Raw genomic sequence first — 2,133 nt, 5'->3', positions numbered from 1 at the left:
TTCCTCCGAAAGTCAGTTTGTAAAATCAGTCGTTTCAATCTTGTTTTTCTTCTAGCAGCTCCGCTGCTAAATTCCCTTGTTGTTTGGGATGGCAAAGGTAGTAATCTTTTTATTATTGTCAAGCTTTTTTTTAAACTTTTTCTTTTTGTTTAAATAAGCGTTAAGCTTTTTAAACTCAGAACAACATTACTACTTTTAGCTCTTCAAATCAACCTTCTCTATATCCCTTTCACTGTTTCCCTTCCTCCGAAGCGGGATGCAAAAGTAGGAAAATATTCTATCCCCGCAAAACAATTGCAGCTTATATTTGTATGAACAAGCTAACAGGCTATCCCAGAGCCTAAAGAATTGCAACAAAAATCTTAATCCGACCTTACCGCAGATTAACTAACCCAATTCATGAGTTAAAATCCCTATGCATAGCCTAACAGAATTAAAGGACCCCTGCATTAAACACAAAATCCCGATCTTTTTCAAAATCGGGTTCTGCAAAACCATTTAAGTGATTAATTATTCCCTGCTTAATAGATAATCCCTACCCCCCTGTTTTAAAGTCATTTCTTTCGTGTCCGGATTAAATTGTAAAACAAGGCCGGCCTGGTCAAAATTAAATACATGTTTAGCCGTCGGCTCTAATGTAAATGCCGGCTGGCCAGTAGCCTGACCGGATAAGGTATTGCCAGACCTGGTAATCGTAATTTTAAGCGGGAAGTTCTTGGCTGAATAAATACCCAGGTATCGCTCCAGCTCATCGGTAGTCAATGCCATAAAAGAGGGTATATCGAATGGTTTGTTGAACACACTGCTTAATAAAACTATGGAGATTTTATTGTTATCATAAGCAGAACCATTAGAGGTTAAAGCAATGGAAACCCGATCTTCCGGAAAATAGCCGAAGTTGGATCTGAAGCCATCTATCCCCCCATTATGCCCATAACTTTTCTTCTCATGAAAAGGCGCCTCAAACAAACCCATTCCAAAACCATTCTGGGTAGTTTTCATCTGTTTAAGACTTTCTGCTGATACGATTTCGCCATTGAATAAAGCATGCGCAAAGATGGTCAGATCAGAAGGTGTTGAAACAATTGCGCCAGCGCCTGCCGGTATAGACATATCCGTTTCATCTTGTATCACCCATCCGTTCATCAATTGATAAGAATAGCTTTCATTATTTGCCATATCAATTTTACCACCATAATAGGTGTCTTTTAAACCAAGGGGATTTACAATTTTTTCCTCCAGAATTTGGGCATAAGGTTTCTTATATATCTTTTGAAGAATATAAGTTAAGAGCACATAATTAGAATTGCTGTATGCAGCTTTACTACCAGGTTCAAAATCACTTCCAAATGCAGAGATAAGGGTAACCATTTCCTGTTCACTCTTATTTTGGGTGTACCATTTCAGATAATCAGCATCATCAGTAAAATTGTGAATGCCACTATGGTGGTTTAGCAAATGGCTAATGGTGATTTTATCAGCATTCTTTACTGTAGGAAAGTATTTATTCAGCTTTTGTGTAAGGTCAGTTTTCTTTTCATCTATGGCTTTAAACAACAAAGCAGCAGTGAAGGTCTTGGAGATCGAACCAACTCTATACTTGGTACGTTCATTGGGTTTAAGTTTATCATCAACAAACCTAAACCCAATTTCTTTTGTATACAGCACTTTCCCGTCCCTAGCAATAGCAACACTACCCATAAACTTGTTATTTGCTTCAAGAGCCAGGAAATAGTGGTCTAACTTTACTTTATCGATGGTTTGCGTATATCCAGTTTGAATAAACAGGAACATAAAGCATACTGATAATCTTGTTTTCATGAGCGATCTAAATTTTGAGTTTAATTATTGAGCCTAACGATGCTACAACAATGTACAGGTATTTCGAACACTAAGATATCAAATAAAGTAAACAAGAACAGGCCTGCAGATAATTGAGTAGCTATCTGGTATGTGAATATACTCCAGGAACATTTAAGTATAAAAAGGCATTAAACAAGAAAAGCCTGTAGTTTCCTACAGGCTTTCTTTAAGATTTGGCACCGACCTACTCTCCCACGTGTTACCGCAGTACCATCGGCTCTGGTGGGCTTAACTTCTCTGTTCGGAATGGGAAGAGGTGGACACCACCGA

Annotated in this window: 1 protein-coding gene and 1 rRNA gene; both read right to left on the bottom strand. The window is 38.0% G+C overall.

Translation table 11 applies throughout. The features are described 5' to 3' along the window. Positions 1-510: 510 nt before the first annotated feature. On the bottom strand, positions 511-1,821 hold the full coding sequence (locus tag ACR2F3_RS11565; protein WP_432710131.1) for a serine hydrolase domain-containing protein: 1,311 nt from the start codon (positions 1,819-1,821) through the stop codon (positions 511-513). 213 nt (positions 1,822-2,034) lie between these two features. Continuing rightward, a 5S ribosomal RNA gene (gene rrf, locus ACR2F3_RS11560) occupies positions 2,035-2,133 on the bottom strand; the annotation flags it as partial.

It is taken from the genome of Pedobacter sp. (assembly GCF_045627485.1).
Taxonomy (GTDB): Bacteria; Bacteroidota; Bacteroidia; order Sphingobacteriales; family Sphingobacteriaceae; genus Pedobacter.
This window is presented reverse-complemented; position numbering and strand designations above follow the sequence as displayed.

Bases quoted from the DNA above. Each gene is read 5' to 3' on its own strand.
- ACR2F3_RS11565 (WP_432710131.1), bottom strand. From the start codon at position 1,821: ATGAAAACAAGATTATCAGTATGCTTTATGTTCCTGTTTATTCAAACT.